23 protein-coding genes and 2 tRNA genes are annotated in these 23,247 nt (G+C 53.5%); 15 read left to right on the forward strand and 10 right to left on the reverse strand.

Annotation, left to right across the window (positions count from 1 at the left end):
- Positions 1-36 precede the first annotated feature (36 nt).
- The 6 genes from rplQ to prfA all read left to right on the forward strand — a co-directional run bounded on the left by rplQ (position 37) and on the right by prfA (position 3,854).
- Positions 37-387 carry a 50S ribosomal protein L17 gene (rplQ, locus tag AKG35_RS09395; protein WP_011131123.1) on the forward strand — a complete coding sequence of 117 codons (351 nt, stop codon included), beginning with the start codon at positions 37-39 and terminating at the stop codon, positions 385-387.
- Between the two features lie 38 nt (positions 388-425).
- Positions 426-1,313, forward strand: a complete 888-nt coding sequence (truA, locus tag AKG35_RS09400; protein ID WP_011131124.1) for a tRNA pseudouridine(38-40) synthase TruA — start codon at positions 426-428, stop codon at positions 1,311-1,313.
- A gap of 202 nt (positions 1,314-1,515) precedes the next feature.
- Positions 1,516-1,968, forward strand: a complete 453-nt coding sequence (gene rplM / locus AKG35_RS09405; protein WP_011131125.1) for a 50S ribosomal protein L13 — start codon at positions 1,516-1,518, stop codon at positions 1,966-1,968.
- Positions 1,965-2,372 carry a 30S ribosomal protein S9 gene (gene rpsI / locus AKG35_RS09410; RefSeq protein WP_011131126.1) on the forward strand — a complete coding sequence of 136 codons (408 nt, stop codon included), beginning with the start codon at positions 1,965-1,967 and terminating at the stop codon, positions 2,370-2,372. Before rplM ends, rpsI begins: the two co-directional genes overlap by 4 nt.
- Positions 2,373-2,420: 48 nt before the next feature.
- Positions 2,421-2,702, forward strand: coding sequence for a 50S ribosomal protein L31 (gene rpmE / locus AKG35_RS09415; protein ID WP_011131127.1), 282 nt, complete (start codon positions 2,421-2,423; stop codon positions 2,700-2,702).
- 54 nt (positions 2,703-2,756) lie between these two features.
- Entirely contained in the window at positions 2,757-3,854 is a 1,098-nt protein-coding gene (gene prfA / locus AKG35_RS09420) for a peptide chain release factor 1 (RefSeq protein ID WP_011131128.1), read from the forward strand.
- Here the strand turns inward: prfA and AKG35_RS09425 are convergent.
- Positions 3,832-4,377 carry an HNH endonuclease gene (locus AKG35_RS09425; RefSeq protein WP_011131129.1) on the reverse strand — a complete coding sequence of 182 codons (546 nt, stop codon included), beginning with the start codon at positions 4,375-4,377 and terminating at the stop codon, positions 3,832-3,834. The genes prfA and AKG35_RS09425 overlap by 23 nt on opposite strands.
- Positions 4,378-4,450: 73 nt before the next feature.
- On the opposite strand from AKG35_RS09425, the gene alr reads away from it, so the two are divergent.
- Positions 4,451-5,647 carry an alanine racemase gene (alr, locus tag AKG35_RS09430; protein ID WP_011131130.1) on the forward strand — a complete coding sequence of 399 codons (1,197 nt, stop codon included), beginning with the start codon at positions 4,451-4,453 and terminating at the stop codon, positions 5,645-5,647.
- 64 nt (positions 5,648-5,711) lie between these two features.
- Positions 5,712-5,800, forward strand: a tRNA-Ser gene (locus tag AKG35_RS09435).
- Positions 5,801-6,518: 718 nt separating this feature from the next.
- Here the strand turns inward: AKG35_RS09435 and AKG35_RS09440 are convergent.
- A complete protein-coding gene (locus tag AKG35_RS09440) occupies positions 6,519-7,406 on the reverse strand; it encodes a serine hydrolase (protein ID WP_011131131.1) in 888 nt (295 codons plus the stop codon).
- Between the two features lie 18 nt (positions 7,407-7,424).
- Between AKG35_RS09440 and AKG35_RS09445 the strand changes: the two genes are divergently transcribed.
- Positions 7,425-8,177 (forward strand): C40 family peptidase, encoded by a 753-nt coding sequence (locus tag AKG35_RS09445; protein ID WP_011131132.1) that lies wholly within the window; start codon positions 7,425-7,427, stop codon positions 8,175-8,177.
- Between the two features lie 43 nt (positions 8,178-8,220).
- Positions 8,221-9,183, forward strand: coding sequence for a glycosyltransferase family 2 protein (locus tag AKG35_RS09450; protein WP_011131133.1), 963 nt, complete (start codon positions 8,221-8,223; stop codon positions 9,181-9,183).
- On the opposite strand, the gene AKG35_RS09455 is transcribed toward AKG35_RS09450, so the two are convergent.
- Entirely contained in the window at positions 9,141-9,620 is a 480-nt protein-coding gene (locus AKG35_RS09455) for a hypothetical protein (RefSeq protein WP_041384663.1), read from the reverse strand. The two genes, AKG35_RS09450 and AKG35_RS09455, sit on opposite strands and share 43 nt — an antisense overlap.
- 141 nt (positions 9,621-9,761) lie before the next feature.
- Here AKG35_RS09455 and AKG35_RS09460 point away from each other — a divergent pair, with 141 nt between their 5' ends.
- Positions 9,762-9,878, forward strand: a complete 117-nt coding sequence (locus AKG35_RS09460) for a photosystem I reaction center subunit VIII (protein ID WP_011131134.1) — start codon at positions 9,762-9,764, stop codon at positions 9,876-9,878.
- 44 nt (positions 9,879-9,922) lie between these two features.
- Complete coding sequence (locus AKG35_RS09465; RefSeq protein WP_011131135.1) at positions 9,923-10,486, forward strand: photosystem I reaction center protein subunit XI; 564 nt, start codon at positions 9,923-9,925, stop codon at positions 10,484-10,486.
- A gap of 795 nt (positions 10,487-11,281) precedes the next feature.
- Here the strand turns inward: AKG35_RS09465 and psaB are convergent.
- From psaB to AKG35_RS13025, 3 genes are read right to left on the reverse strand one after another with little or no spacing between them, the layout of a single operon-like run.
- Positions 11,282-13,531 carry a photosystem I core protein PsaB gene (psaB, locus tag AKG35_RS09470; protein WP_011131136.1) on the reverse strand — a complete coding sequence of 750 codons (2,250 nt, stop codon included), beginning with the start codon at positions 13,529-13,531 and terminating at the stop codon, positions 11,282-11,284.
- Positions 13,532-13,552: 21 nt separating this feature from the next.
- Positions 13,553-15,883 (reverse strand): photosystem I core protein PsaA, encoded by a 2,331-nt coding sequence (gene psaA / locus AKG35_RS09475; protein ID WP_011131137.1) that lies wholly within the window; start codon positions 15,881-15,883, stop codon positions 13,553-13,555.
- The gene (locus tag AKG35_RS13025) at positions 15,880-16,029 is read right to left on the reverse strand and encodes a hypothetical protein (RefSeq protein WP_157859872.1); all 150 of its coding nucleotides are present in this window, start codon (positions 16,027-16,029) and stop codon (positions 15,880-15,882) included. Before AKG35_RS13025 ends, psaA begins: the two co-directional genes overlap by 4 nt.
- A gap of 308 nt (positions 16,030-16,337) precedes the next feature.
- On the opposite strand from AKG35_RS13025, the gene AKG35_RS09480 reads away from it, so the two are divergent.
- Positions 16,338-17,936, forward strand: coding sequence for a hypothetical protein (locus AKG35_RS09480; protein WP_197524586.1), 1,599 nt, complete (start codon positions 16,338-16,340; stop codon positions 17,934-17,936).
- A gap of 151 nt (positions 17,937-18,087) precedes the next feature.
- A complete protein-coding gene (cobJ, locus tag AKG35_RS09485) occupies positions 18,088-19,866 on the forward strand; it encodes a precorrin-3B C(17)-methyltransferase (RefSeq protein WP_011131139.1) in 1,779 nt (592 codons plus the stop codon).
- A gap of 65 nt (positions 19,867-19,931) precedes the next feature.
- On the opposite strand, the gene crtL is transcribed toward cobJ, so the two are convergent.
- The 3 genes from crtL to AKG35_RS09500 form a co-directional block, all read right to left on the reverse strand.
- Positions 19,932-21,212 (reverse strand): lycopene beta cyclase, encoded by a 1,281-nt coding sequence (gene crtL, locus AKG35_RS09490; protein WP_011131140.1) that lies wholly within the window; start codon positions 21,210-21,212, stop codon positions 19,932-19,934.
- A gap of 209 nt (positions 21,213-21,421) precedes the next feature.
- On the reverse strand, positions 21,422-21,703 hold the full coding sequence (locus tag AKG35_RS09495) for a hypothetical protein (protein ID WP_041384664.1): 282 nt from the start codon (positions 21,701-21,703) through the stop codon (positions 21,422-21,424).
- A 204-nt stretch (positions 21,704-21,907) separates the two neighbouring features.
- Positions 21,908-21,981: transfer RNA gene (locus tag AKG35_RS09500), tRNA-Pro, on the reverse strand.
- A 67-nt stretch (positions 21,982-22,048) separates the two neighbouring features.
- On the opposite strand from AKG35_RS09500, the gene lipA reads away from it, so the two are divergent.
- Positions 22,049-22,933: a lipoyl synthase gene (lipA, locus tag AKG35_RS09505; protein ID WP_011131142.1), complete on the forward strand. Its 885-nt coding sequence runs from the start codon at positions 22,049-22,051 to the stop codon at positions 22,931-22,933.
- Between the two features lie 2 nt (positions 22,934-22,935).
- Here lipA and AKG35_RS09510 read toward each other — a convergent pair whose 3' ends face one another.
- A complete protein-coding gene (locus AKG35_RS09510; protein ID WP_011131143.1) occupies positions 22,936-23,244 on the reverse strand; it encodes a YciI family protein in 309 nt (102 codons plus the stop codon).
- Positions 23,245-23,247: the final 3 nt, after the last annotated feature.

Here is a 23,247-nt window from a genome sequence, read left to right on the forward strand (position 1 = left end):
TTTTTCCATTCCCGCCCCAGCGCACCAACGAGAACCATGCGTCACCAATGTCGAGTCCCAAAGCTTGGGCGCCCAACTGATCAACGCAAAGCCATGCTTCGCGGTCTAACCACTCAACTCATCCGTGAAGGCCGTGTCACAACAACTAAAGCCAGAGCCAAGGCCCTTCGGGACGAAGCTGAACGAATGATCACTCTTGCGAAGAACGGAAGCCTGGCATCAAGACGCCGCGCCATCGGATACATCTACGACAAGCAACTGGTTCATGCGCTTTTCGACAAGGCCCAAGACCGTTATGGCGATCGTCAAGGCGGCTATACACGCATCATCCGTACGGTGCCTCGCCGCGGCGACAATGCTGAGATGGCAATCATAGAGTTGGTCTAAAGCCTGGGAACAGTGACAACATGCTGAACTGATCAGCAATGTTCCCTAACTCCAAAGTCGAACTGCCAAAAAGTACGCCAGTTCGACGTATTGGCCTCAGCGTGCAATATGAAGGCTCAAACTTTTGCGGTTGGCAGCGTCAACCACAAGCGGTGAGCGTTCAACAAGTGCTTGAAGATGCAATCTCCCAGCTTGATCCTCAGAGGCCTATTCAAGCCGTTGCAGCAGGTCGCACAGACGCTGGCGTCCATGCTGCGGGCCAAGTTGTGCACTTCGACTGCTGTGGGCCCATCCCAGCCGAACGCTGGGCACCTGCTCTAAACGGACGACTACCTAGCACGATTCGTGTGCGGGAAGCAGTAGCGCGCCCAGCCTCCTGGCATGCATGTCATTCAGCCATATACCGAAGATATCGCTACACGATCTACAACGGTCGGCGACCCAATCTGTTCCTCACCCCCTGGAGCTGGCACCGCTACCAAGTTCGTCTTGATGAAACCATGATGCAAATAGCTCTAGAGGGGCTCCTTGGGTTGCAAGACTTCAGCGCTTTTCAACGAACTGGTAGTCGACGAGCCCATGCCCGCACCACAATTCAGGAAGTAAAGATTGAGCGGCAGGGAGATTTAATAATGATTGAGATCCAAGCCAGCGGCTTCCTCTACGGCATGGTGCGGCTGTTGATGGGCCAATTGGTGGCCTTAGGCGAACACCGACTTAATCTTGAGACCTTTGAGCGGCGCTGGAAGGAGAAACGCCGTCAAGAAGTGAAAGAAGCGGCACCAGCTCAGGGTCTTTGCCTCCTGCGTGCAGGATACGAAGAAGACATTTTTTCTAAAGGCGGTTGGTATGACTGCCAACCGCGCTATTCCCTCGGAGCAAATGATCCTCCTTTGGATCCTCCATCTGCACCGGAGTCAAGCTGAACTCCCACTACAACGCCTCACCCCTAAGGCAAACACAAGGGCTTCGCGAACCATTCCACGAGTGATCTTTTTGGATTTGCTCCCATGAAAGGCTAAAGTTAAAGATCGAGCTTGATCAGGCTCAGTCCTAAATGTGCCTGATGCTCCCTGCCCAGCACTATCCCTTGCGATAAGTGCATCTCCGAACCGGCATGCCGGCGTGATGAACAAGACCTCCGTTCCCTCAATTGATTCGATCGAACGCCAGTGGTTTCTGGTGGATGCAGAGAATCAGACACTCGGCAGACTTGCTACTGAGGTGGCCTCCGTGCTGCGCGGCAAGAACAAGCCAAGCTTCACCCCTCACCTGGATACAGGTGACTTTGTTGTGGTTGTCAATGCGGACAAAATCAGAGTCAGCGGCAACAAGGCAAATCAAAAGCTCTACCGCCGTCACTCTGGTCGTCCCGGGGGGATGAAGGTTGAAACCTTCCAAGCGTTGCAGGATCGTCTACCTGAACGCATCGTCGAAAAAGCCATTAAAGGGATGCTTCCTCACAACGCCCTTGGCAGACAGTTGTTCCGCAAACTCAAGGTCTACCGCGGCCCGGAACATCCCCATTCCGCACAGAGACCCCAAACCCTTCAGCTCAATCCCGCCGCTTCATCGCAATGAGCAGTTCCAATAACAGCGTTGTCTACTGGGGCACTGGCCGCCGCAAGACCTCAGTTGCCCGCGTTCGCCTTGTCCCTGGCTCTGGCACGATCACCATCAATGGACGCCCCGGTGACCACTATCTGAATTTCAATCCCGCCTATCTCGCGGCAGTGAAAGCACCCCTGCAAACCCTTGGTCTAAACGAGCAATACGACGTCCTCGTCAACGTTCACGGTGGTGGACTCACCGGCCAAGCCGACGCCATCAAACAGGGTGCGGCACGCGCCCTGTGTGAGTTATCAGCAGACAACCGTAAACCGCTCAAAACTGAAGGCCATCTCAGCAGAGACCCCCGCGCCAAGGAACGTCGCAAGTACGGCCTCAAGAAAGCTCGCAAAGCTCCTCAGTTCTCCAAGCGCTGATCCTTCACCCCTCCTACTTTTCCCGGACTGCCATCTCCTGATCCTGATATGCCTAAACCTGATATTCATCCCAACTGGTATCCCGACGCAAAGGTGATCTGCAATGGAGAGGTGGTGATGACCACCGGGTCCACCCAACCAGAACTCCACGTTGATGTATGGAGTGGTAATCACCCCTTCTTTACCGGTACCCAGAAAATTCTTGATACTGAAGGACGCGTGGATCGCTTCATGCGCAAGTACGGCATGGGCAGTGCCGATGCTGCTGCGGATGAAAAAAAACCAGACGCCAAAAACAACAACAAGGACAACACCTCTAAAGAAGACTGAGCTGTTGTCCTCAAAGACTTCGCCGGGTGCCAATAACATCCGCTGTTGATGGGTATGGACTCTTCAACCCTCATCACTCGGCTGGAAACAGCCAAGACCAGTTTTCAAAGTCTGGAGCGCCAGCTAGCTGATCCCGATGTGGCAGCTGATCCCAAACTTCTTGAAAGTATTGCGCGAGAAAGAGCACGACTGGAACCCCTCGTACTCGATTTTGAAGCCCTCCAGCATGTGGAGCAGGAATGGCAAGAGACCAAGCAGCTACTACGAGAAAGTAGGGGTGATGACGCCATGGAGTCTTTAGCCCAGGAAGAGTTGCAACAACTAGAGGCACGCAAAACAGTCTTGGTGAGACGCCTCACCCTGGCCCTACTCCCAAGTGATCCTCGTGATCAACGCAGCGTCATGCTGGAGATCCGCGCCGGTGCAGGCGGAAACGAAGCCTGCCTATGGGCAGGTGATTTAGCCCGCATGTATGAGCGCTACGGTCAACGCATTGGCTGGTCAGTCCAACCGTTGAGTGCAACAGAGGCCGATTTGGGGGGATTCCGTGAGCTCATCCTCTCAATCAAAGGCGATGCTGTCTTCAGCCAACTGAAATTCGAAGCCGGCGTGCATCGAGTTCAACGAGTTCCTGCTACAGAATCCCAAGGTCGAGTGCACACCTCCACAGCAACAGTGGCTGTGATGCCAGAAGCTGATGCAGTGGAAGTGCAGATCGATCCCAGCGAACTAGAAATCAGCACTGCTCGCTCAGGCGGGGCTGGCGGACAAAATGTCAACAAGGTTGAAACGGCAGTGGACCTGCTCCACAAGCCCACCGGTATCAGGGTGTTCTGCACCCAGCAACGCTCCCAACTGCAGAACCGAGAACGTGCCATGGAAATCCTGAGAGCGAAGTTGCTGGAAAGACAAATTGCAGAAGCCAACGCGCGTGAAAGCTCAACGAGAAGAGCCCAAGTGGGAACTGGCGACCGCAGCGAAAAGATCCGCACCTACAACTACAAAGACAATCGCACCACTGACCACCGATTAGGACGCAATTTCTCCCTCGAGCCAGTGCTGACTGGCCAGCTGGAAGAGCTGATCGGCGCCTGCATTGCCGAAGAGCAACGCCATCAACTGGAAGAACTCAGTCATCAGGAGGAAGACTGACATTGAGGCTGGTATCACCAGAGCCCCAGCCGATTACATACTTTTCCCACTCGCTGTGTCGGCCCGAGTGAATCTGTCGAGTCGCCTCAAAACTGAGACTGCTGAGTGGTCGCCGCGGCAACCGATGCAGAGGCATTTCAGCCTCCTGAGGAGTACGGCTGCCCTTACGTACATTGCAAATCAAGCAAGCCGTGGTGACGTTTTCCCAGGTATCGCTTCCGCCACGGCTGCGAGGGATCACATGATCTATGGAGAGTTTCTCTCCTTGGTAACCGCAGTATTGGCAACAATGACCATCGCGAAAAAACACATTTCGACGCGTCAGGGGCAATTGCCGAAAAGGCACCCGAACAAAATGCCGCAACCGAATCACCGTAGGGAGCATGGTGTCCTCGCGAACCATGCGTGAAGAATCCTGTTCCAGGCTCTCCGCCTTTCCCTTGAACATCATCACCAGGGCGCGTCGCCAGGTGGTGATATTCAGAGGCTCATAGGACGCGTTGAGTACGAGAACCTGGCTCATGCCAGCCCCCTGATTAAGCGCCATGCTACCGACACTCCAAGGGTGAGGTGATTCCCTTGTTTACCCTGCCAGCATGCGAGACCTGATCGCCCCACACGGTGATCTACCTAGGGGCAAAAACCCTGAGCAGATTGCAAAAGCCGATCCACGTCAGCGCGCCTGGGTGGAAGTTAACCCCGCAGCTGTGGAAGCCAATTGCCGCAGCCTTCGGAGACACCTTTGTGAAAGTTGTGCCCTGATGGCCGTGGTGAAAGCTGATGGCTATGGCCATGGCGCTTTAACCGTAGCCCGAGCCGCCTTGCAAGGAGGAGCAAAAAGCCTTGGAGTAGCAACCCTCCAAGAAGGGATTGAGCTTCGTCAAGCCGGCCACAATGCCCCAGTGCTTGTGCTAGGCAATCTCACCCATAGCGAAGACCTGAAAGCTTGCCTCCATTGGCAACTCATGCCCACCCTCAGCAGTATGCGAGAGGCTCTGCTCTGCCAAAACCTTGCAGATGGCAGCGGCCGGCAATTCAGGATTCAGCTCAAAATCGATACTGGGATGACCCGCCTCGGCTGCGAGCTAAAGGAAGCTCCCATGCTGGTGGAGGCGATAGGCCACCTCAATCAACTGGAATTAAAGGGTATCTATAGCCATTTAGCCCTGGCAGATGGGGATCTCCAAGGGAAAGCCGCAATGGTGACGGATCAGCAGCAGCAACACTTTGAGACGGTGCTAAGAACGCTGCCAGAGCAACACAATGGATTTACGCGGCACCTTGCCAACTCCGCCGGCACCCTTCGCGATCGCGGACTCCACTACGACATGGTGCGCGTTGGTCTTGCTCTGTATGGCCACAGCCCCAACCTCCAACTACAAGGAAAAGTAGACCTTCAGCCAGCTCTCAGCGTCAAAGCAAGGGTGACATTGATAAGGGATGTGCCTGCAGGTGTGGGAGTGAGTTACGGCCATCGCTTCACCACACGACGCCCCAGTCGCCTAGCAGTCGTAGGAATCGGCTATGCCGACGGGGTTAGCCGATCCCTATCAGGCCAAATCTCTGCCATAGCCGATGGTCAGCTTCTCCCACAGGTTGGCGCCATCACCATGGATCAACTCGTGCTTGATGCCACAAATCATCCCGACCTAGAGGTGGGAAGCATCGTGACCCTCCTAGGCAAGGACGGTGACGCCTGTATTACACCACAACAATGGAGTGATCTGAGTGGATCAATTCCATGGGAGGTGCTCTGCAGCTTCAAACATCGACTACCCAGACTGGTGATTTGACACCAAACCCAGACAACTAAAACAAAGCACTAGAGGTGGGTATTGGTAGGGTATGTAGGCCGCTGGAGAGGTGGCCGAGTGGTTGAAGGCGGCTCCCTGCTAAGGAGTTACAGGAGGCAACTCTTGTCGAGGGTTCGAATCCCTCCCTCTCCGTTGAAAGTCAGTTTCCGAGAGTGCCAGGCACTCCTCAAACGGCTTTAATCGACTGCCCTCAAACAGTTCCTGCGTGTCAAACGGATTTGCGCCGTTTAGACCAGCTGCAAGCTTGTGTTGTCCAAGAAGCTATCCAATAATCGGCAAGAATTTTTCTTCGTGGCATGGCAAATCGCTTTGACTGCAAAGGCATGCAAGGAATTCGTTATCCAATTCTGCGTAACGTTCAACGGAAGGCTCTCCAGCTCGACAAAAGCAGGCAATGAACACATCTAAAAAGCTTATTATTTTTTACTCAACTAACCAAGCTGGGGCTGAAAAGCATTAAACATCTAACAAATTCTCTACCGTTTTACCCCTCTAAAGGCGATTTGCTAAACGGGCTATAACAGGAGATTTTGCCCTCTCTACTTAAGCAGAGAACCTCCAAAGCATGCGTTAGACTTTGACTTCAAGCATAATATATGTAGCTTTTCTCCAAACCAATTCCGCTTTAACCGACTTAACTGAATCGATCCACTCAAGCCCCGCCAAACGAGAAAGGCGGGAGCACTTTTAAAAAGATAAAAGGATATGAATTCACCAGATCACTTACTATTAAAGGCTTTATCTGTATAGATAAATACTATTTAGGCATGTGCTGTCTGCTTTATACCGCTTTCACTCAAATTCAACTTTTTCTCGTTTGATTTACTTAGAGGTCTCAATTCTTTTAACCCTATAGCTTGCTGAGTTCGCGAGCTATTGCCGGCAAGAGGGTTGTGTCATTAGCTCGCTCCCTTCCTTGAGTGAAGACCACCAAAAGCATCGGCCTGCCTCCTTGTAAAGACCACCAAGCCGCATCATGACGAGCCTGACTCATCCAGCCAGCCTTACTCCACAAACGGGATCCCACCGGCAAACCTTCTCCAAGAAATCCATCCACCTGATTCTCTGGATCAGCCTTGCGCTGCATGAGATCAATAGACCTTGAAAGAAGTTGACGCAAGCGCTTGCAGGCCAACGGAGACACCAAAGCATCAGTCATCACTGACTCAAGCAGGCGAGCTGTAGCTGCAGTGGTTAACGCATTGCGATTCCCGAGACCTACACCATAAAAATCTCGTTCTCGACCATAAGGTCCATCACCCCAGGTCTTCTGGCAACAGTTCACCTTTTCCAACTCTTCCCAGCCCAACCCTTGCAGCCAGTCGTTCACCAGGTGCCGCTGCTGCTGCCAAGTCTGCCAGGATTCTCCCAGCAGCGATGGGCCGCTTGTCGTGCCGGTAAGCAAATCCAACACAAGGCTGGTGGCGTCATTACTCGAATCAGCAATCATGTCTCGCATCGCCCGACGAAGCTCATCGGCCTCTGGCAACAGGTCCCGCTGGAGCCATGCCTCAGCAGCAAGGGCATAGACAAGCTTGACCACACTGGCAGGGAAAAGAATGCGCTGATCCGACCAACCGGCCCCCGAGCCACTGCCGGGAGTTGGATCAGAACAGTCATAACGAACCCAACTGATCGCCACGCTGTTATGAAGGCCAGGGCGCCTCTCTGCCGCCAATCGATCTAACAGCCCCTTTAGCTGAGCCTGCATAGCACTATCGGGGCGGTAGAACGCCATTGCTAATCACTTCAGGCAATGCCGACCCTAGGCACCCCAATCACCACTGACCTTCTTGCTCCAGGCAGCTGCTGGCAACTGCAAAAGGGAGTCAACGGTTATGCCGGTGTCGAAGGAGCAGGACTGGCCACCCAGGCGGCCGCAGGCCGAAGCTTTGAAGTGCTCGATGCAGCGAAGCCCAACACATATCAACAGCCAGTAACACGGCTACGGGTGCGGCTACTGGAAGACGGATACCCCTGCTGGATTGATCTGCGCGAAGTGAACGGCCAGATCATTCAACGGGGACGCTGGCGACCTCAACTGCTTGCCATCAGAGAGATCCGGCAACGACTAGCGGCTGTGATGACCTGGGTGGAGGCAGCAGCCAACCAGCCAAACACTTACCTATGGGGCGGCAGCATCGGGCCAGATTTTGACTGCTCTGGCCTTGTACAGACCGCCTTTGCTAGTCAAGGCATCTGGCTACCGCGCGACGCCTATCAGCAGGAAAGGTTCTGTACGCCAATAACTGTGCAACCTGACAACACCAAACAACTCCGCCCTGGAGATCTGATTTTCTTCGGCAGTCGAAAACACTGCAGCCACGTTGGCGTATATGGAGGCAACGGAAGCTACTGGCATAGCTCCGGTCAAGAGCATGGACGCAACGGCATCGGTTGCGATCGGCTGCCTGCCAACGACACCCATCCAGTGGCCTGCTACTACCGAGCTGAGCTGCGCGGGGCGGGGCGAGTGGAACGCTGCCATGACGGAACCACCCTCCCCTGAAGGGCAGCGCCTAAGTTGCTCTCTACTGCGGAAGGCCTCCGGCATGCCCTCGCCCATGGACCTCTCAGTCGTAGTACCCCTCTTCAACGAAGAGGAAAGCCTGCCAAAGTTGATAGATCAACTCCTTGCAGCCTTACGCCCTACTGGTGAAATCTTCGAGCTAGTGCTCGTGAATGATGGCTCCACCGACGGCACCGCCAAGGTGCTGGAGCAGCTAAGTATTAAAACGCCAGAACTGGTAGGCGTACTTCTACGCAAAAACTATGGCCAAACGGCTGCCATGGCTGCAGGATTCGACGTATCCCAAGGTGAAGTGATTGTCAGCATCGATGGCGATCTCCAAAACGATCCCGCCGATATCCCGCTACTCCTATCGAAGTTGCGTGAGGGATACGACCTCGTAAGCGGCTGGCGTCATCAACGCCAGGATGCTGCCCTAAAGCGCAAACTGCCCTCAAAAATTGCCAATCGCCTGATCGGCCGAGTTACCGGTGTAAGGCTGCATGACTACGGCTGCTCACTGAAAGCCTATCGGAAAGAAATCCTGACGGATATGCGTCTCTATGGAGAGCTGCACCGCTTCCTGCCGGCTTTGGCCTTTATCGAAGGGGCTCTGATCACAGAAGTGAAAGTCAACCACCGTGCACGCCAATACGGCAATAGCAAGTACGGGATCGATCGCACCTTCCGCGTGTTGATGGACCTATTCACGGTGTGGTTTATGAAGCGCTTTCTGACCAGACCGATGTACGTCTTCGGTTTCGGCGGGTTGCTCGCCATGGGCGGGAGCCTGCTGACGAGTATCTATTTACTGGCGATCAAGCTGATGGGAGAAGACATTGGCAACCGCCCACTACTCACCATGGCAGTGGTACTCGGCCTGACTGGAGTCCAATTGTTTTGCTTTGGTCTACTAGGCGAGTTGGTCATGCGCACCTACCACGAAAGCCAAGGGCGACCGATCTACCGCATACGGGCGACGTTGCGCGGCGGCGGTACATCCTGAATTAGCTCTGCACGCGGTTTACCTCGATAGCCTTCAAGTGCTGCCGCTGCAGCAGCCACAACACGGCCATCGGAGTCGTGCAGCCCCTGCCGCAGCAATGACATAACTGAAACATGACCCCACAGGCCTGCCAGGGTCACAGCCTCTAATCGTTGCTCAGGGCCGGCAGCCATGGCCTCACGTAACTGCCTTTGCAGAGCAATGCGTTCAAGAGATGTAGCCGGCGAATTCCATGTAACCGGACTCTCAAGGGCTAACGAAGTGGAATCCTCAGATCCCTGCGATTGAGGCTTGGCTAGCGTTAGCTGAACACGATTCAAAGCAGCCACGCTGCTGGCGTCGGTACTGCTCAGCAGGAGCTTGCGAGGGCGTCTACCCAAACCCCAGAGCACCAGCGTGAGAGCTAAAACAGCAGCACCAGCAAACAGTTGATTCATTGAAAGATGGCTCGTGGAAACAGCGGTAACCGATGATGAGCCCGATAGTGATGGATTGAACTTTTATGTCGCCAACAGGGCCTGAATAGGCCCTATTCAAAGGCGATCTATACAGTAGCTATGGAACCTTTGGCTGACGCCATGACAAGTGATTTTGCTGCCACCTGGCTGCCTGCGGTGTTTGTACCCCTTATCGTGCTAGTGACACCGGCAATTTTCATTGTCCTAGTGGGTCGCCATATCACAGCTACCGACTGAGCTGTAGACGCTTAACCCCAGCCAACCGACTCCCCTAATGCCGAATGACTGACGAGAACCTGCCCCTAGGCCCCAAGACGCTCAACGAAAAGTACCGTGACCGAGGGCACGTAGAAGAGTGGGCTGTGCAGCCTGCTGCTGACCCCTGCGTCGGAAACCTGGCCACTCCAGTCAATAGTGGCTACTTCGTGAAAGCCTTAGTCAACAATCTTCCCCTCTATCGCGAGGGTATTTCTGCAAACTTCCGCGGCTTGGAAACTGGTGCCGCGATCGGCTACTTCATTTACGGTCCCTTCCTTGTAATGGGTCCGTTAAGAACAACCGATTTTGCTACAACAGCAGCTTTATTGGCAACAGTTGGAGCAGTGCATATCCTTACTGCTCTTTTAGTGCTTTACAACGTCCCCGGCAAGGCACCCACCGTGCCACCCCCGGACGTCACTGTTGCTAACCCTCCTGCCGACCTGTTCACAAGGAAAGGCTGGGCAGACTTCACAAGTGGCTTTTGGCTGGGTGGCTGCGCGGGCGCGGCCTTTGCATGGTTCCTATGCAACACTTTGCACATGCAACCACTGCTGAATGTTCCCATGAATGTCTGGGCTTCTTAAGAATCAAGAAGCTTTCACATCATCAAATCGAAAAGTAAAAAATCTTCTCCTGGGGTGGCTTGATTGCTTCCCCAGGTTTTTTATTGCTTCAAGAATGCCAAGGCATGCTGAAAGGCCAATGATTACAGGTCTGGCAAGGTTGAAATAAGAAACCTGCCTCTAGCCCGCTTAAGCCAATCGCTTTAAGGATTTTCTGCCTCGCCAAGGCGAGGCAGAAAATCCCCACCCAACTTCAAAATCTCAGGCCTTGGGAGGGGAGAAAAAGGCACTAAGAAGACTAAGGCGAGCCTAAAGACTCGAATAAGATCGGATAGACAATTAGAGAGGCATTGGCGCCTCCTCAAAGCGAGCAGGCTTACAGAACAAATGGGCCTACATTCGCATCTTGGTATTCGCCAATACAAAGAGAGGCGAAAGTCTAATCTGGGCAAAACACCTAACAAGATTCCCTGAGTCGACTTATATACACAGAACGGATTAACTCAGAGAAAAGATAGTCCAGAGAAAGCGAATAAAAAGAAACCCTCTATCGGGCATGAACAAACTTTTGACGGCTTTCAATTGGCATCCTTTTTTCAATTAATCCAATCAAAGCCAAACACTTTGGCCAGACAGCTTCAAAGATTTTGACCAACCATTTTCCATGGCATTACTTGACCAATAAGGCGTTGTACGAGCCAATACTCTAAGAGTAAATGCATCCAATAAAGCAAGAAAAAAACCCCGTCAAGTAAAACCTGACGGGGAATTATATTTCTGCCGATGAATCGACTAACTAACTAGCGAGAGGGGATGTTATCCAAACTTGCTAGCTGTAGATGCAATCACAAAGGCACCGAAGGTAAATATGTTGCCCACTGCAAAGTGAGTCACGCCAACCAGACGGGCCTGCACGATCGAAAGAGCTACTGGCTTATCACGCCATCCAACCAGGTTGGCAATCGGAGAGCGCTGATGAGCCCAAACGAGAGTCTCGATCAGCTCCTGCCAATAACCCCTCCAAGAGATCAGGAACATGAATCCTGTTGCCCAGACCAAATGGCCTGCAAGGAACATGTATGCCCAAGGGGAGAGATTATTAATCCCGAATGGGTTGTAGCCATTGATGATCTGGGAACTATTGATCCAGAGATAATCCCTGAACCAACCCATTAAGTGGGTACTGGACTCATTGAACTGAGCCATGTTGCCCTGCCAAGCGGCAAGGTGCTTCCAGTGCCAGTAATAAGTTGCCCAAGCAATGGTATTCAGTGCCCAGAAAATAGCCATGTAAGTGGAGTCCCACGCAGAGATGTCGCAGGTGCCGCCACGTCCAGGGCCATCACAAGCAAAGGCATAGCCGAAGTCCTTTTTATCGGGCATCAGCTTGGAACCTCTTGCATCAAGTGCTCCCTTGATCAAGATCAATGCAGTGGTGTGAAGACCCAAGGCAATGCCATGGTGAACCAGGAAATCTCCTGGGCCAATAGGCATGAAGTTGGAAACCTCTGGACTGGCATTAATCAGATCCATCCAGTAGTGATCCCCAGGCATCCCAGCCGCAGCCAAGGAAGGGGCACTATTTGCATTCGCCAGCAGCACATCAAGGCCATACATGACCTTGCCACTAGCGGCCTGAATGAACTGAGCAAAGATGGGCTCAACAAGGATCTGCTTTTCGGGGGTTCCGAAAGCAATCACCACATCGTTATGGAGATACAGCGCCAGGGTGTGGAAACCGAGGAGCATGCAAACCCAGCTCAAGTGACTGATAAGTGCTTCTTTGGTTTCTAAGACCCTTGCAAGAACATTGTCCTTATTGGCCTCAGGGTCATAGTCACGGACAAAGAAGATTGCTCCGTGGGAGAAGGCACCGCACATCAGGAAGATGGCGATGTACTGATGGTGGGTGTAAAGAGCTGCCTGAGTGGTGTAGTCCTGCGCAATGAAGGCATACGAGGGCAAGGCGCCCATGTGATGCGCTACAAGGCTTGCTGCTGTACCTAGACAGGCAAGAGCAAGACCAAGTTGGAAGTGCAGGGAGTTGTTGATCGTGTCGGTGATCCCGTTGTGATTGAGACCGTAGTGACCGATTTTTTCTCGGAAACCATCCTTATGAGGATCATTGGGATGATTGGTGTTGTGACCGTCGGTGATTTCCTTAAAGGTATGGCCGATACCGAAACTATTCCGGTACATATGGCCACCGATGATCATGAAGACACCGATCGCAATGTGGTGGTGCGAGATGTCAGTCAGCCAAAGGGCACCACTCTGTGGATGAACACCACCTAGGAAAGTAAGGATGGCCGTGCCAGCGCCTTCAGAAGTACCAAAGGCATGATTCAAAGAATCAGGATTCTGTGCATAGGCTCCCCAGTTTCCTGTGAAGAATGGGGTCAACCCTTCAGGGTGTGGGAGAACTGTGAGGAAGTTGTCCCAACCGACGTGCTGACCACGTGATTCAGGAATGGCCACGTGAACGAGGTGACCAGTCCAGGCGATGTTGGTGAAACCGAACAGCACTGCGAGGTGATGATTCATCATCGCCTCAGCGTTCTTGAACCACGCCAGCGAAGGACGGAACTTTGGCTGTAAATGCAGCCAACCACCGAACAAGAGCCAAGCAACCAGGATGTCAATGAAGATGGCGCCCTGGTAAAGCTCTGTATTGGTGCGCATTCCGATGGTGTACCACCAGTGGTACAAACCGGAATAGCAAATGTTTACTGGACGGGAAGCACCCGCTTGAGTCAAAGCATCAGTGATGCCTTGACCGAAGTGAGGATCCCAAATTGCGTGGGCAATCGGTTGAACATTTTGTGGGTCGGCGACCCACTGTTCGAAGTTGCCCTGCCAGGCGATATGGAACAGGTTTCCTGCAACCCATAGGCCAATAACAGCCAGATGACCGAAATGGGTAGAGAACAGCTTTTGGTAAAGCCGTTCTTCGGTCATGCCGTCGTGGCTCTCGAAGTCGTGAGCCGTGGCTATGCCGTACCAAATACGGCGGGTTGTAGGGTCCTGTGCCAGACCCTGGCTGAACGAAGGAAATTTCGTTGCCATGTGGGGAAAGGTCAGGAAAGGTCAGCCGAGCCCAAGAAGGCGGGCATGGAAGAAGGCCCAGGTGGTCACAATGCCACCAAACAGGAAGTGGGTTACACCAACTGCGCGGCCCTGCGTAATCGAAAGTGCCCGGGGCTGGATGGTGGGAGCAAGCTTGAGCTTGTTATGAGCCCAGATAATGGATTCAAATAGCTCCTGCCAGTAGCCACGGCCGCTGAACAAGAACATCAAGCTAAAGGCCCACACGAAGTGGCCACCAAGGAATAGCAGGCCATAGCCGCTGAGGCCAGTGCCGTAGCTCGTGAGCACCTGTGAGGACTGAGCCCAGAGGAAGTCACGGAACCAACCATTCACAGTGATGGCGCTTTGAGCAAAGTTGCCAGAAACGAGATGAGTCACACTCCCGTCTGAATTAACAGTGCCCCATACATCGCTTTGCATCTTCCACGAGAAGTAGAAGATCACCATCGAGAGGGAGTTGTACATCCAGAACAGGCCTAGGAACACGTGGTCCCAAGAGGAAACCTGGCAGGTACCACCACGACCTGGGCCATCGCAAGAGAAGCGGAAGCCAAGATTTGCCTTGTCAGGAACAAGACGGGAACTGCGGGCAAAAAGCACACCCTTGAGAAGGATGAGGCAAGTTACGTGAATGGTGAAGGCATGGATGTGGTGAATCATCAAGTCGGCTGTTCCCAAGGGAATAGCCATCAGAGCCACCTTGCCGCCTACTGCTACAACACTTCCGTTGAACACATCACTAACTGCACCTGGCAGACCTGTAGTCGTGCCAACCACAGCTGATGTGCCAATTGAAGACGCCCAAAGGCTTTGGATCCACTGAGCTAAGACAGGCTGCAACTGGATTGCAGAGTCGCTGAACATGTCTTGGGAACGACCCAAAGCACGCATGCTGTCGTTGTGTATATAAAGGCCGAAGCTATGGAAGCCAAGGAACATACACACCCAGTTGAGGTGACTGATAATGGCGTCCCGCGCCTTGAACATGCGGTCAAGCACGTTATCGACGTGCACTGAGACGTCATAGTCACGAATGACTGCGATGCCAGCGTGAGCGGCTGCTCCGCAAATCATCAAGCCACCAATCCACATGTGGTGTGTGAATAGCCCAAGAACCGTTGGGTAATCAGTCGCTAGGTATGGATATGGAGGCAGAGAATACATGTGGTGTGCAACCACGATGCTTCCTGAACCAATGCAGGCCAAGTTCACTGCCAGCTGAGCATGCCAGCTATTGGATAGGAACTCAAAGAGACCTTTGTGACCATTGGGAGCTGGGAATAACAGGGGGTCACCCTTTACGTTCCCCATGATCTCTTTCATGCTGTGGCCGATACCGAATCTTGAGCGGTATACATGACCTCCAAACATCAAAAAGACCGCCCATGCCAAATGGTGATGAGCAACATCAGTACTCCATAGAGCACCAGTTACAGGATTCACTCCTCCGTTGTTGGTGAGAAAATCACTAAAGGCCCACCAATTAGCCGAGAAGAAATTCCCGACGCCTGAAGCAAGACCTGGATAAATCTGGCCAACGAGATCAGCGTTGTAGAGCTCGTGTGGCAGAGGGATATCCGCTGCAGTGGCGATGGTCTTGCCATCAAGCACCATTGGAGTGCCTGCATCTATGGCATCCAAAAGGGCGTTGGTGGGGTTGGCCACATGGATCAAGTGACCTGTCCAACCAAGAGAGCCCAAGCCAAACAGACCAATCTGATGGTGCTGAAGCATCGACTCAATCTTCTTAAACCACTCCAGCTTTGGAGCTGCTTTGTGGTAGTGGAAGATTCCGCCATGGAGTACCAGGGCAGCCATGATTAGGGCACCAGTTGCCAGAGCCATGAGCTCCGTCTCACTGGTGATGCCCCAGGCCCTCCACATTTGGAAAATGCCGGAGGTGATCTGAATGCCGTTAAAACCGGCACCCATATCAGCATTCATGATTTCTTGACCGACGATTGGCCAAACGACCTGCGCACTTGCTTTCACGTGCGTGGGGTCGGCTAGCCAGCCGGAGTAGTTGGAGAAGCGGGCACCGTGGAAGAAGGCACCGCTCATCCAGATAAACACTATGGCCAAATGGCCGAAGTGCGCCGAAAAGATCTTCCGGCTGGTTTCTTCCAGATCCCCAATGTGGGTATCGAAGTCGTGGGCGTCAGCGTGGAGGTTCCAAATCCAGGTTGTGGAGTTTGGTCCTTTAGCGAGGCTTTTCGAGAAAAATCCGGGTTGTTCGAATTTTTCAAAGTCGGCTGGAACGTGGTCCCGGTCGACTGGTTGATCGTAAATGGGCTTCGCTTTTTCCCCACGCTCTGGTGGGCTGATGGTCATCGAGAGGTTCCTCGAGGGACGGGATCGAGGTGGAGGTCCACCCCTTCGACAGGCCCATGGGCTTGCCGGGGCCCCGGAGACACCACCACCGAAGTGGTGCTGATACCGGGCGCCAGCACAAGTCGAAAGTCGAAACTCAGACTCACACTGGAGCTATGGGCCCCTACAAGGGGACCGCTTCAAGCAGCATAAAGCTGAGCACCACTCACTACGACAGCAAGTAACAAATGTTCTATCCGCTCGCTAATCAGTGGGGGCCTGGCGTCTGCAGAAGGGCCACTGACAGAAGCGGATCATTAATACACGTAAGTTTACAACTCCAAAAGAAGCAAATTTTCAACGCTAATTAACATAAATCAATCAACTAATCCAACACTGCCGCCTTGCAAGGAGTTGCCACGCTTTTACCCACACCGGGTGGCTGCCCAGAATGACCAAATCTTGCCTCCCTCCAATGCCGCTTTCGAGCCGGCGTCAGCAATTCAATCTGTCGTTATGGCATGGGAAGGCCATGCGCCTATTGCAAGGCCTGGTGTTGGTTGTGCTGCTGAGCATCTCTGGGCTCTCTCCCGCACAAGCCCTGCCAGGCTGGCCCTTTAACAACCAAAACAAGGAACGTTCAACAACGCAATCCTTACGCGTGCCAGCGCCAACTGGAACTCTGCAAGAGATTGCCCCACCAGGGGCAGTACAACAACTGCGAGAGCAACTCGCCAAGCATCACCCCCAACTGAGCCTGGAAAGCCCAACAGAAGGGACAGTGCTTAAGAAGGATGGGAGCTGGGAGCTCTTGCTCAATTTGAAGGACTGGCCACTGACCAACGATCCAGAACTAGGCCTCGGTGCCCATGTTGTGGTGCAACTTGATGAGAATCCACCACTCCGCATTAGCGAAGCAGATGGTGGCCAACTGCGTATTGCGATGGAAGGCCTGCAGCCTGGAAGTCACAGACTCAGCGCCTACGCCGCTTATCCATGGGGCGAAGCTGTAAAGGATCCCAAGGCCAGCCTGCAATGGCGGCTGCATCAGCTTCAACCTCTGAAAAAAACTCAACCGACAGAAGATGAGCCTTGGTTCGTCACCGTTAGCCCCTCAGAACTCAGCAACAGTGAACCCCTTCTATTGGACTGGTTGATCTGGAATGCTCCCATTCAGAACCTTAAAGAAGGCGATGGCCGCTGGCGACTCCAAGTGAGTGTGAATGGTGAAAGTTTCCAAATCACTCACCAAGACGCCATTTGGATCAAGGGCCTGCCCTCAGGATCAGGCCCCATTAGCGTTCAAACAGAGATGCTCGACGGCTTGGGCAAGCCAATTAATCCAGTATTCAACAACCAACTGAGGATTGTTCAGACCAGCGAAGCAGTCAAGCCAGTTTGGATGCAGGCAACGCTGACAAATCAGCAAGTAGCAAGGCTCTTAGGGGAACCCCAGCCAGAAGAAGACCAGCCTTTGGCTGATCAAACCCCTCAAGACAAATCAAAAGCCCCGCAAATCTCGATACTTGACAACGCATCAGAACCAAAACCTATCCAAGACGAACTTTCTGATCCGTCTGCAAAACAGGAGTTAGCGCTCTCCAGTGAACCCGAGACAGAGCTCGAGTCTGGAGCCGAACTAAAGCCAGAAGCCGAACCAGAATCTGATCTCAATCCAACCCCTGATCTAGAACCAAACCCTGATCCAGACTCTGCTCTCAAGCCAACTCCTGATCTAGAACCAAACCCTGATCCAGACTCTGCTCTCAAGCCAACTCCTGATCTAGAACCAAATCCTGATCCAGACTCTGCTCTCGAGCCAACTCTTGATCTAGAACCAAACCCTGATCCAGACTCTGCTCTCAAGCCAACTCCTGATCTAGAACCAAATCCTGATCCAGACTCTGCTCTCGAGCCAACTCCTGATCTAGAACCAAACCCTGATCCAGACTCTGCTCTCGAGCCAACTCCTGATCTAGAACCAAACGCCGAACTAGAGCCAAAACTCAAAGCAGACGCTGCCCAAGCCTCCCCAGCACCCAATTCCCAAACCCCTTGGCCAACCCTTGATTGATCCAAAAGCATGCTTTAACGCTCATGCCTAGATCAAATAAAAGGAAACAGCCTCCAACGTTCCCCTTGGCCAACCTGCCCTGACCCATCCCGACGCACCTAGCCCCGCTCTGCGCCTGGCTCTTGGTCTCTCTGTCAGCGCCTGGCCCCTTTTGCAAAGGCTTGCAAGACGCCACCAGGTGGATCAACTGGCCCTTACCCCGCGTGCAGCAAACACTCTCGAGGAAACACCTCAAAGCCTTGTAGTTGGCCCCGCCAGCGAAGTGCTGAGCAGAAACTGGCAGCCAAACGGGGTCTTGCTCATCGTGGGTGCTATCGGCGCCGTGACTCGCTTAATTGCTCCATTACTCATTGGGAAGGACAAAGATCCCGCCGTGATCGTCCTTGATGCCCATGGCAAACACGTCGTGCCATTGCTGGGCGGTCACCAGGCGGGCGCAGAACAACTTGCCATGGAACTGGCCGCAGAGCTAGGCGGCCATGCTGTACTCACCGGAGACGCCAATAGCCAAAACCGCTTGGCCCTCGATAGTTTTGGCAAAGGCTGGGGCTGGCGACGTAGCGGCAGCCGCGAGAACTGGAATCAGTTGATGCTGACCCAAGCCCAAGGGGGGAAGCTTTTGCTTCTGCAGCATTCTGGTGCGACGTTTTGGCAAACAACTGCTGCTGCACAAGACGTTTTTGATGCCAATGCCAATGCTGATCAGGCTCGGCCAGCCGAGCTAACCATCGGCCCACAAAGCAGCATGTCTTGCAGCTGGCATCCCGCCAGTCTATGGATTGGAATTGGCTGCGAACGCGACACAAGCCTGAGCCTGCTTGAGCGCGCCGTGGCAGCTGCCCTGGCAGAGGCAGGCCTTGCCCCAGAGGCAGTAGCAGGCCTTGCCAGCATTGACCGAAAGGCCGATGAAACCGCTCTGCTCGCTCTCGCGCAAGCAAAGGACTGGCCTGTGCGCTTCTTCAACGCTGATGCCCTCGCAGAAGTTGACGTACCCACACCTTCTGCTGTGGTAGCAAAAGCTATGGGCACCTCTTCCGTGGCCGAAGCAGCAGCACTACTCGCAGCTAGCAACAAAAGCACTTTGCTGCTAACCAAACAGATTCACCACGCCCAAAACGCTGAACATGGTGCTACCACCATCGCCATCAGCGAAGCCAATCAACCTTTTGCACCCCAAAGAGGCGAATTGCATCTGATCGGAAGCGGTCCTGGAGATTTGGCCTTTCTCACCCACGATGCCCGTGCAGCACTAGCCCGCAGTGCCATATGGGTTGGATACGACCTCTACCTCGATCTACTGGAACCGTTGCGCCGCCCAGATCAAGCCCGTCTGGACGGGCAACTCACTCGCGAACGGGATCGCTGCCTTAAGGCCCTGGAGCTAGCCCAACAGGGAGCTCGAGTCGCCTTGATCTCTTCAGGAGACAGTGGCATCTACGGCATGGCCGGCCTAGCCCTGGAACTATGGCTCACACAACCCCCTAGTGATCGGCCACAATTTCAGGTGCATCCAGGCCTCTCAGCCCTGCAATTAGCCGCCGCCAAGGTAGGTGCCCCTCTGATGCACGATTTCTGCAGCGTGAGTCTCAGCGATCGCCTCACTCCCTGGTCAAAGATTGAAACCCGCCTGAAAAGTGCAGCCAGCGGAGATTTCGTGGTAGCCCTTTACAACCCACGCTCTCAAGAACGCGACTGGCAGCTGACGCGTGCCATTGAACTCTTGCTGGAGCATCGAGCCCCCAGCACGCCAGTGGTCGTAGCACGTCAACTTGGACGAGCGCAGGAAGACATACAGCTGCACACACTGCAGACGCTGCCAGTCAAAGAGATCGACATGCTCACGATTGTGCTAATCGGCAATAGCAGCAGTCGTTTGCAAGACAATCATGTGGTGACACCAAGGGGATACCCCGGAGCCGAACTGGCTTGAAAACATGTCAACTTCAATCAAGCTGAACGTTGTTTCAAGGCATCTCTGAATTGATAGGGCACTTTTTAGCGAGGCGGAAAAAGAAAGCGTGAAAGCAACTTCAGCTCCCGCCCCTGCATACCCATTAGACCCCAGCGAACACTCCAAGGGGCGCTAACAAACATGTTCACCATGGCAGCGACCAATTCCCGCAAGCTAAGAGTGTTGGTCAAAAAGCCGTACCATTCTTCGCTCGGCAAAGCAAAGAAACTGACAAAGAAATCACGCAGTTGGGGCTCTTTAAAACGCATCAGCTTCTCAAGGCCAAATTGATAAAGAGCATGCTTACGGCGCAACTCCTTGGGCCAAAGAGTCTCCCAACCTGCAGCCGCGAGCACCGCCGGCCCCGCCCCTGGATCGGCCATGGCTTCAGCCACAGCCTTTGCAACATAAGGTGCGCGGCGCAGCATGCTGCCCACCAAATAGCCCGAAGCAGGGTGCACCATCGCCGCCGAGCCGCCGAAACCAAGCAGCGGTTGCTGCCGGTCAGGCAGAGGCAAATTCATCGGCAGGAAATAACCAAGCTCCTCGTGCTGCAATTCAGTGATCGTTAAGCCTTGATGAGCCAATCGCCGCTCCAAGCGTGAACGCAGGGTTTCTAATGACACCGGAGGCGCGAGCCCTAGCGATGTTTCCTCTAAGAAGAAGCATCCCCCACCAAAGTCCATGGCATAAAGAAACGTGGGTGGCTCAGCTTTCTCCGCAGGGCTCAGATGATCACAGCGGTAGTCCATCAACACAAACTGGCCAGGCTCCACTGGGGGCTTATTGAAACGTCCCACCACGCCAAAGCAGGTCTGAACCGCCACCGGCCCATGATCTACATGACGCAGAAATACCGGCTTATAGCCAGTTGCATCAACCACCAAACGAGCTTGCAGCTCAACACCTTCGGCGGTGGTCACAGTACTAACGGTGGCATCAACAGCAAAATCAGTTGCAAGACCTTGATGCCAAGTCAAACCAGCAGCTTCGCATTGCTGCAACCAATGTTCCTGGAGCTTGATCTTGTCGAATAGGCCGTAATCCCGATGATGAGGACTTGGCCGATTCTCGTCAGCATTGGGGTCAGAGGCGCCTGGGCCAAAAAAACTCACTGTGTTCGACCAGCGGTGCTCGAGCAGGTGCCCCATATCAAAGGCATCCACCTCTTCACCCCAAATGCCATAGGTATATGGCCATGGCTCGCGAGGATTGCCAACCGTCAGTGCTGAGACCTGTAAACCCTCCTTGCCCAAGGCTGCAGCAATGGCCAGGGCCGCCGGACCAGCACCAAGCACCAAGACATCCACCACTGCCTCTGTCACTGTCTCACCAGAACAATTGGTTGGGCATAAGCCACCAGCAAAGGCATTAGTAGACAGCGATAGACGTTGTTGCTCTCGTCAACCACCACTGCCAGGGATCGTCTCTTAAAAAGAGACTACCGCCCCTGGCGATAGTGATTTAAACGACATAGCTTTCTCGTGACGTTGCAACATCGTTTAAAGAGCAATCCTCTTGATACCGCAGGCGCTCAGCGACAAGGCTTCATAACATTGGTCATTGCGATAGCCATTTGCTCATCCTTTGAGACGTATTCAATAGGAGTGTCAGACACAACAGCTTGAGCAGCACGATCCAGTGGATAGAGCCCCAATAGGCCACCCTTCCTAAAGGCTCCCAACCAATGCACCGACCACTCCACACGACAAGAAACAAGATAAATCGGCCGACCGTGGTCTACAGCCATGCGTGGATTTAGAACAAAAAGAACAGCCGCAAATGCCACTACGGCAAGCAAAATGACTGGCTTCATCACTTCAAATTTCCCTTAAGCCTTGAACCTCCATTCCAAAAGTCAAGCAGCCTACGCATGTTTTCCTTGACCTAGGCATTAATAATCCATCAATAGCCTTCCCAGGGTTTACTCATGCATCCCATTGGCAGGCCTTAAGAATGATCAGAGAACTAATTGATATCAATTGTCGAAGGGATTACCTCGGACTAAAGCAACGATCAATCGGGATGACAGGATTCGAACCTGCGGCCCCTTCGTCCCGAACGAAGTGCGCTACCAAGCTGCGCTACATCCCGATAGGCTCACTGTAGAAGGTGAAGTCGCCTGGAACTGCTGCTGCCAGTGGGTTCCTGAACTGCTCTCATGACTGGAAAAGCCTTACTGAAACCCCACTGGTTGCGCGTCAAGGCTCCACAACAGCAACGCATCGGCGAGGTAGCCGAGCTGCTGAAGGGCCTCAATCTCAAGACGGTGTGTCAAGAAGCCAGCTGCCCGAATATCGGGGAGTGCTTCGCAGGAGGAACTGCCACCTTCTTGATCATGGGGCCGGGCTGCACCCGCGCTTGCCCTTACTGCGACATCGACTTTGACAAAAGCCCACGCTCCCTAGACCCCACTGAGCCAGAGCGCCTAAGCGAAGCGGTGGCTCAGATGAACCTTCGTCATGTTGTCATCACTTCAGTTAACCGTGATGACCTCAGCGACGGGGGAGCCAGTCAATTCGTCGCATGCATCGAGGCCATTCGCCAACGTTCTCCCCTAACCACAATTGAGCTGCTAATTCCTGATTTCAACGGCAATTGGGATGCCCTCGCCAAGGTAATGGGAGCAGCTCCGGAGGTGCTCAACCACAACATTGAGACCGTCCCCCGGCTCTACAAACGGGCTCGTCCACAAGCTGACTACATGCGATCTCTTGAGCTGTTGTATCAAGTGCGGCAAGGCTGGCCGAAGGTCTATAGCAAGTCCGGCCTGATGGTGGGGCTAGGTGAAACAGATGCTGAGGTAATTGAGGTCCTAGAGGATCTACGCCGTCACCGAGTCGACATAGTGACCATCGGCCAATACCTATCGCCAAGCCCAAAACATCTTCCAGTCGATCGCTTTGTGACACCAGAACAGTTCGAATATTTCCGCTCTATGGGGGAAACTGAGCTGGGGTTCCTGCAAGTGGTTAGTACCCCTCTCACACGCAGCAGCTACCACGCCGGCGAGGTCCAGCGGCTGATGGCCGCCCACCCACGCTGAACTCAAGCCATGAGCTCCCCACACAGAGGGATCCACTGCTGCAGATCCCATTTAACTAAACCCTCAACAATCATCGGGTCCTGTTCGACTAAGCGTTTGGCTGCTTCAAAGGAGTCTGCCTGCAGCACCAACAACCCTCCACCTCCTGGTCGTTGTTCAGCATCAACCAAAAAACCACTCGAAACCTTGACACCTTCGGAGCGCAAAACCTTGATCCATTCATGGTGGGCAGCTAAGTAAGTCTGCCGCTGCTCTGGCAAAAGGGTCAAAGTCTGCGCCGTAAACTTCTCGGTTTTGATAAACCAAGGCATTCA

It is taken from the genome of Prochlorococcus marinus str. MIT 9313 (genome assembly GCF_000011485.1).
GTDB lineage: Bacteria > Cyanobacteriota > Cyanobacteriia > PCC-6307 > Cyanobiaceae > Prochlorococcus > Prochlorococcus marinus_D.

What these genes read in the sequence shown, in the direction of transcription:
- AKG35_RS09445 (WP_011131132.1), top strand. Translation starts at nt 7,425, where the DNA reads ATGCCGACCCTAGGCACCCCAATCACCACTGACCTTCTTGCTCCAGGC.
- AKG35_RS09480 (WP_197524586.1), top strand. Translation starts at nt 16,338, where the DNA reads ATGCCGCTTTCGAGCCGGCGTCAGCAATTCAATCTGTCGTTATGGCAT.
- psaA (WP_011131137.1), bottom strand. Translation starts at nt 15,883, where the DNA reads ATGACCATCAGCCCACCAGAGCGTGGGGAAAAAGCGAAGCCCATTTAC.
- AKG35_RS09450 (WP_011131133.1), top strand. Translation starts at nt 8,221, where the DNA reads ATGCCCTCGCCCATGGACCTCTCAGTCGTAGTACCCCTCTTCAACGAA.
- rpsI (WP_011131126.1), top strand. Translation starts at nt 1,965, where the DNA reads ATGAGCAGTTCCAATAACAGCGTTGTCTACTGGGGCACTGGCCGCCGC.
- AKG35_RS09510 (WP_011131143.1), bottom strand. Translation starts at nt 23,244, where the DNA reads ATGCCTTGGTTTATCAAAACCGAGAAGTTTACGGCGCAGACTTTGACC.
- AKG35_RS09455 (WP_041384663.1), bottom strand. Translation starts at nt 9,620, where the DNA reads ATGAATCAACTGTTTGCTGGTGCTGCTGTTTTAGCTCTCACGCTGGTG.
- alr (WP_011131130.1), top strand. Translation starts at nt 4,451, where the DNA reads ATGCGAGACCTGATCGCCCCACACGGTGATCTACCTAGGGGCAAAAAC.
- AKG35_RS09440 (WP_011131131.1), bottom strand. Translation starts at nt 7,406, where the DNA reads ATGGCGTTCTACCGCCCCGATAGTGCTATGCAGGCTCAGCTAAAGGGG.
- lipA (WP_011131142.1), top strand. Translation starts at nt 22,049, where the DNA reads ATGACTGGAAAAGCCTTACTGAAACCCCACTGGTTGCGCGTCAAGGCT.
- AKG35_RS09495 (WP_041384664.1), bottom strand. Translation starts at nt 21,703, where the DNA reads ATGAAGCCAGTCATTTTGCTTGCCGTAGTGGCATTTGCGGCTGTTCTT.
- AKG35_RS09425 (WP_011131129.1), bottom strand. Translation starts at nt 4,377, where the DNA reads ATGAGCCAGGTTCTCGTACTCAACGCGTCCTATGAGCCTCTGAATATC.
- rpmE (WP_011131127.1), top strand. Translation starts at nt 2,421, where the DNA reads ATGCCTAAACCTGATATTCATCCCAACTGGTATCCCGACGCAAAGGTG.
- AKG35_RS09460 (WP_011131134.1), top strand. Translation starts at nt 9,762, where the DNA reads ATGACAAGTGATTTTGCTGCCACCTGGCTGCCTGCGGTGTTTGTACCC.
- psaB (WP_011131136.1), bottom strand. Translation starts at nt 13,531, where the DNA reads ATGGCAACGAAATTTCCTTCGTTCAGCCAGGGTCTGGCACAGGACCCT.
- prfA (WP_011131128.1), top strand. Translation starts at nt 2,757, where the DNA reads ATGGACTCTTCAACCCTCATCACTCGGCTGGAAACAGCCAAGACCAGT.
- AKG35_RS09465 (WP_011131135.1), top strand. Translation starts at nt 9,923, where the DNA reads ATGACTGACGAGAACCTGCCCCTAGGCCCCAAGACGCTCAACGAAAAG.
- rplQ (WP_011131123.1), top strand. Translation starts at nt 37, where the DNA reads ATGCGTCACCAATGTCGAGTCCCAAAGCTTGGGCGCCCAACTGATCAA.
- truA (WP_011131124.1), top strand. Translation starts at nt 426, where the DNA reads ATGTTCCCTAACTCCAAAGTCGAACTGCCAAAAAGTACGCCAGTTCGA.
- rplM (WP_011131125.1), top strand. Translation starts at nt 1,516, where the DNA reads ATGAACAAGACCTCCGTTCCCTCAATTGATTCGATCGAACGCCAGTGG.